The organism is Collinsella sp. AF23-2 (assembly GCF_003459245.1).
In the GTDB taxonomy this organism is placed as follows: domain Bacteria; phylum Actinomycetota; class Coriobacteriia; order Coriobacteriales; family Coriobacteriaceae; genus Collinsella.
In genome coordinates this window covers 1-6,167 of the sequence record NZ_QRVG01000037.1, presented here as the reverse complement: position 1 = coordinate 6,167, position 6,167 = coordinate 1, and the positions used below count along the sequence as shown (strand labels likewise).

5 protein-coding genes are annotated in these 6,167 nt (G+C 55.0%); 3 read left to right on the top strand and 2 right to left on the bottom strand.

Annotation, left to right across the window (positions count from 1 at the left end):
* Positions 1–87 precede the first annotated feature (87 nt).
* Both DWY03_RS09805 and DWY03_RS09800 read right to left on the bottom strand, forming a co-directional pair.
* The gene (locus tag DWY03_RS09805; protein ID WP_117648557.1) at positions 88–738 is read right to left on the bottom strand and encodes a LexA family transcriptional regulator; all 651 of its coding nucleotides are present in this window, start codon (positions 736–738) and stop codon (positions 88–90) included.
* Between the two features lies 1 nt (position 739).
* Positions 740–1,990: an arginine deiminase family protein gene (locus DWY03_RS09800; RefSeq protein ID WP_158558657.1), complete on the bottom strand. Its 1,251-nt coding sequence runs from the start codon at positions 1,988–1,990 to the stop codon at positions 740–742.
* Positions 1,991–2,267: 277 nt separating this feature from the next.
* Here DWY03_RS09800 and DWY03_RS09795 point away from each other — a divergent pair, with 277 nt between their 5' ends.
* The 3 genes from DWY03_RS09795 (at position 2,268) to argF (ending at position 6,085) form a co-directional block, all read left to right on the top strand.
* Positions 2,268–3,704: a YfcC family protein gene (locus DWY03_RS09795; protein ID WP_187361863.1), complete on the top strand. Its 1,437-nt coding sequence runs from the start codon at positions 2,268–2,270 to the stop codon at positions 3,702–3,704.
* Between the two features lie 42 nt (positions 3,705–3,746).
* Positions 3,747–4,991: an arginine deiminase family protein gene (locus DWY03_RS09790; RefSeq protein WP_117648555.1), complete on the top strand. Its 1,245-nt coding sequence runs from the start codon at positions 3,747–3,749 to the stop codon at positions 4,989–4,991.
* An 86-nt stretch (positions 4,992–5,077) separates the two neighbouring features.
* On the top strand, positions 5,078–6,085 hold the full coding sequence (gene argF, locus DWY03_RS09785; protein ID WP_117767348.1) for an ornithine carbamoyltransferase: 1,008 nt from the start codon (positions 5,078–5,080) through the stop codon (positions 6,083–6,085).
* Positions 6,086–6,167: the final 82 nt, after the last annotated feature.

Below are 6,167 nucleotides of genomic sequence, written 5' to 3'. Positions count from 1 at the left end.
TCATGAGCCCCGCAGTCCGCTCCGACTGCGGGGCTTTTGCTGTTTGGAGCGCGAGCAAATGAGGAAGGCGAATAAGAGCCAATCTGATTAGATGCTCAGGTCATGGGATGCCTGAAACCAGACGATGACTCCGAGAATCCTGATTCGGCGTTTGTCCAGCACAATATCCGGTTCCGACGTGCGATATGAGTAGGATGACAGCATCACTGTGTTCGTGCCGGTGCTATATCGCCGTATGACCATTCTGGAATTATCGGCCAAGGCGATGACGGAGCATCCGTTCCAGGGTTTCAGGTTGGGGTCCACCAGGAGAAGGGATCCTATCGGATAGCATTTGGACATGGCAGATGTGTCCATTTGAACAAAAAAGCACCCGCGATGGTTTTTGAATACGGATGAGGGGAGCGCCGTTGTTCCGGTCTGCTTAAGTCCCGTTCTGCCTCCATTCATCTGGATTTTAAATACATCGCAAAGGGAGTCAGTAGTAGTTTCCTTGGATTTCCGCTTCTGCCCCTCGTAGTCGAGCTTTGCGGCAAGCCCTGCGGTTTCAGATGTGAGATCGTCGAGCGGCAGATTGAATTTCGATACGATCTTGAGCAATGTTGACCGGCGGATGGCATAGCGGTCCTTTTCCCAACGGCATACCGTTTCTTTGGAGACGCCGATGAGTGCCGCGAACTCCTCTTGCGTGAGCTGCTCGCGCTTGCGAAGAGCCTTTATGTTTTGACCCGTTCCCATGTTATGAAGCGCGGACGAGGGGAAGGCAGAGGCAGCTGGGGCCGCCAAAGCCGTTTGTCAGCTCAAAGATAGAGATGGGCACAAGTTCAATGCCCGCCTGCTCCAGTGCTTTGTTAGTCTCGGCGTTCTCTTCGTATACGCAGACCTTGCCGGGCTCCAGGCAAAGGGTGCTTATGGCATTGTTGGTTCTTTCGACCTCCGCCGCTCCGGGATTTGAACCGCCGCAAGGGATGAATTGCAGCGAGCTTGAACCCAGGGCTAATCTCAAGGCTTCTTTCAGCCCACCTTCGACATGGCGCGCCCGGGTTGTCCTTTCCGATCTGCCCCGTGTAATGCGGTAGACTCGCGCTTGATCGAGAAGCTCCCGGGCTACGAGGAATGTCTCGTAGCCAACACGAGTGAAGTATGTGTCGAGATGAATACAGAGATCATCGTAGGGAACCTGAATGGCCCATACGGACTCAATAGTTGAGCGCTCATCCCAGAGCAAGTTATTTGCTAGGGTATCTATCGCTGCCGGCTCGGTTCGTTGGGATATACCAACGGCAACGTTCTCGCTATTGAGGTTGTGCAGGTCGCCGCCTTCAATGTGGTAAGTCGATTCATGCTTGAAGAACTGAGGGATCTCGCGGAAATCCGGGTGATAGCTAAAAATCGTTTTGTAGGCGATAACCTCACGGTTGCGCTCTGACCAGTACATATGGTTGAGCGTGACACCTTCGCCGATGACGCTCGCCGGATCGCGCGTGAACCACATGGTGTTAAGGGGGCCTACGAGAAGGTCGTCAGGCGAATATGCGTCTCCTGTCAGTTTTGCGAGGCTGAACATCTCTTTATCCGTGTCGAAGACCTGGGAATAACGGATGCCGTTGACGGCCGCTTGGGCCAGAGCGCGGGAGCCCTCGATGTGCTCGAGGTAATCGCGAATAGCGGACTCGAGCTCAATGCCGCACGCGCCGCATTCTCTAATGAAGCTATCGATAAAGGAGCGACGCGCTTGGTCTGTCGCATCAAGGGCTTCGGTAAGAAGGTTTTCAAGATAGAGAATCTCTACTCCTTCGCGCTCGAGCATCGCCGAGTAAGCATGATGCTCCTTGAGAGCCTTTTCAAGATCGAATGAGCTGCTAGACGGGCGTAGCGTAAAGACTTGATTGAACTGCCCGTCGGGGTAATTGCGCGTTTCGGAGCCGGGGCAGTGCAGGAGGGCCTTTTTTAGCTTTCCTATTTCGTTTTGAACATGTAGTGCGGACATAAGACCTCGCTTTGGCGATGAGTATTGATTGCTTCCATAGTGGCACATTACGAGATTGATTCAATTTACATCATATTTGTCACAGGAGAATGGCATGAACAAGGCTAGTAATTGATGTTAAACATCTATTTAAAGAGACAATTGACGAATTACATCAATCTGGAATCCGTTTACGGGTCGATGCGCTTCGTTGGCGGGCGAAGAGACGGAAGGGTGTTTTGCGCGATGACACAATGGCTTTGCCGGCAACGAAAAACCCCTGAATTAAGGAGGAGAGATGGCAGAGACAGAAAAGAAGCGCACTCTTCGAGTCCCGCACGTGTACACCATCATTCTCGTCTTGATGGCCGTATTTGCCGTTCTGACCTGGGTCGTGCCTTCGGGTTCGTTTGAGCGCCAGGAGGTTAACGGTCGCGAGGTAACGGTCTCGGGCACCTATGAGCCTGTCGATAAGGTCTATACGGACGAGGACGGCAACGAGGTCGATCTTCGCCAAGGCATCTTCGAAGTACTTGAGGCCCCTGCGATCGGCATCCAGCAAGCGGTCGAGGTCGTTGCATTCATTATGATCGTGGGAGGTTCCTTCCAGGTCATCACGGCGACCGGAGCCATCACGAGCGGCGTCGCCCGAGTGGTGAAGAAGTTCAAGAGCAAGGACGTCCTCATCATTCCGATCCTAATGGTGCTTTTTGCTTTGGGCGGCAGCACCTTTGGTATGGCAGAGGAGACGCTTCCGTTCTTTGCGATTCTTATGCCGATCATGATGGCCATGGGCTTCGACTCAATTACAGCGTTCATGACGGTGTTTGTGGGTGCCCGTATCGGATACATCGCATCTACCGTAAACCCGTTCAACGTCCTGATTTCCCAGGGCATCCTCGGTATCCAGGGCAACCCCCAGCTTTGGTTGCGTACTATCGCCCTTGTCGTGCTCACTGCAGTTGCCATCGCATGGGTTGTGATGTATGCCCTCAAGGTTAAGAAGAATCCCGAGGCATCCCCAGCTTTCCACGATGATATCGAGAAGCGCAAAGAGTTTGGTGCGGACGAGAATCTCCTCGATAGCGAGTTCACCGGTAGGCAGAAAGCCGTTATGGTTATTTTCGTGCTTGGACTTGCCGCCATCATTTGGGGTCTGGTGGCCCAGGGCTGGTACATGAACGAAATCTCTGCGATTTTCTTGGCCATGGCCCTTCTTTCGGGTGTTGTTTCCGGGATGAATGAGAAGGAGATCGCTGGCGAGTTCGTTAAGGGAATTGCAGACTTCGCGTTCTCTGCCATCGTTGTTGGCCTCGCCCGCGGAATCCTCGTAATCGCCAATGACGGCCTCATCATCGATACGATTCTCAACACGCTCGCCACGGCTCTCTCCGGAGTTCCGGCAGTTATCTTTACGAGCATTCTCTATGTCGTGGATAACCTTCTGTCGATCCTCGTTCCGAGCTCCTCGGGCATCGCTGCTCTTACGATTCCCATTTTCGGCCCGCTTGTTGAGCTGATGGGCTTAAACCCCGAGGCCGCAGTTACTGGTCTTTCCATGGGCAGCGCGGCCATGTCTCTCATTTCGCCAACAAGCGCGATGCTCGTTGCCGGTCTTGGCGTCTGCAAGATTCCGCTAGGCCAGTGGTGGAAGGTCGCTTGGAAATTCTTCCTGGTCGTAAGCGTTATCTGCATGGCATTCACTGCGGTTTCGGGTCTTATCCCCCTGCCGTAAATGCAAAACCCCACATACAAGTTGTGAGAAAGAAGGATAGAGATGAACAAAGGACTGAACGTTCATAGCGAGATTGGCGCCCTCAAGAAGGTGTGCGTCCATCGCCCCGGTATGGATCTTGTAAACATGAAGGCGGAGGATTTCGACCGCGTTTGGATTCACGACGCGTTCTATCTGGACTATGCCCAGAAAGAGCACGATCAGTTTACCGACCTTCTTCGCGGCGCTGGCGCCGAGGTCGTCTATATGGAAGAGCTGCTCGCTGAGACGTTTGACAAAGTCGAGGGCACTCGCGCAGAGTTCATGACGAAGTTCATGGGTGAGTCCGGCATCTCCAACGCGGCCCTTCGCCAGGCCGTTGTCGAGAAGCTTGATTCGATTAAGGACAACAAGGAGTTTGTCCTTGCTGCCATGGGCGGCCTCTACGTTCGCGACCTCGAGATCCCCAAGGTTGGCGGTTCTCTTGCCAGTATGGACGGCGAGGAGTTGAAGGCTGACGATATGGTGCTGTTCCCCATGCCGGCCTCGTATTTCTCCCGTGACCCTCTGGCTGTCGTGGGCAAGGGCGCTACCATGAACCGCATGTACTGGAATCAGCGCAACCGCGAGGTAATCTTCTACGAAACGGTGCTGCGCAACCATCCCGATTACGCCGGTAGCCCCATCTGGTACGACCACAACAGCGAGTGGCATATCGAGGGCGGCGATATCCTCAACATCAACGCCAAGACGCTCGCCATCGGTATTTCCGAGCGCACCCAGACTGCAGCCATCGATGAGCTCGCCAAGAATATGTTCTGGGGTTCCGATGAGGCCGAGATCGAGAACATCTATGCCATCAAGATTCCGCACGGCTATGCCTACATGCACCTCGACACCGTCTGCACGCAGGTCGATCGCGATAAGTTCACGGTCTATCCCGGCATCTACCAGACGCTTCGTGCCTACCGCTTGACCAAGGGCGATTCGGAGGGGGAGGTGCATATCGAGGAACTCGAGGGCACCCTGCAGCATATCCTCGAGCTTGCGACGGGTATGGACCATATCACCATGATTGAGTGCGGTGGCGGCGATCCGATCGAGGCTTCCCGTGAGCAGTGGAACGATGGTTCCAACACTCTTGCGGTCGCACCGGGCAAGGTCTGCGTGTATGAGCGCAACGTTGTCACCAACGATGCTCTTTACAAGGCTGGCGTCGAGCTGCTCGTCGCTCCCTCCGAGGAGCTTTCTCGCGGTCGCGGCGGCCCGCGCTGCATGACCATGCCGTTCTGGCGTGAGGAAATCTAGTCAGCTTTAGCGTATCTGGGCGGCGCGTGTGCGTCTGCGCCGCCCATCCCTCCTTGTGTGTTCCAACAATCGAAAGGACTCAAATCATGGCTCTTAATCTTTCTGGTCGAAGCGTTCTTACCCTGCTTGACTTTACGTCCGAGGAAATCGAGTACATGCTCGACCTCTCAAAGAACTTCAAGGATATGAAGCGCGCCGGTTATCCGCACCGCTTTCTCGAGGGCAAGAACATTGTCCTGCTGTTTGAGAAGACCTCAACGCGCACGCGCTGTGCCTTTGAGGTCGGCGGTATGGACCTGGGTATGGGCGTGACCTACCTCGACCCCGGCTCGTCGCAGATGGGCAAGAAAGAGTCCATCGAGGATACCGCCCGCGTGCTCGGCCGTATGTATGACGGTATCGAGTACCGTGGTTCTGACCAGTCTATCGTCGAGGAGCTTGCCGCCAAGGCTGGCGTTCCCGTCTGGAACGGTCTGACCAATGAGTACCATCCCACCCAGGCCCTTGCCGACATTCTTACCATGCGTGAGGAGTTTGGCGACACGCGCGGCATGAAGCTCACCTATATGGGCAAGGAGCAGGGCAACGTCAGCGACTCCCTGATGGTTATCTGCGCCAAGCTCGGCATTAACTTCTGCTCCTGCGGACCCAAGGGCGATGTCGAGGGCGCCACGCACTTCGATCCCGAGCTTCTTGAGCGCTGCCAGGAGATCGCCGCTCAGAATGGCTGCACGATCCAGCTCACTGAGGATATCGAGGAGGGCGTCAAGGATGCAGACGTGATCTATACGGACGTTTGGGTCGGTATGGGCCAGGCTGAGGAGCTGTGGAAGAGCCGAATCGATCTTCTCTCTCCCTATCGAGTAACGCCCGAGGTCATGGCCAAGGCAAACCCCGGCGCCATCTTTATGCACTGCCTGCCGAGCTTCCACGATACGCAGACCACCATCGGCGCCGAGATTGCCGAGAAGTTCGGCGTGACCGAGATGGAGGTTTCCGACGAGGTCTTTGAGAGCGCGCAGTCTCGTGTGTTCCAGGAGGCCGAGAACCGCATGCATACCATTAAGGCCATGATGTACGCGACGCTTCGCTAATAGCTGGGAAGTGAACGAACACTATGAGTAAACCGTACGGTAAGCCCGATCGTATTGTCGTCGCCCTCGGCGGCAACGCCCT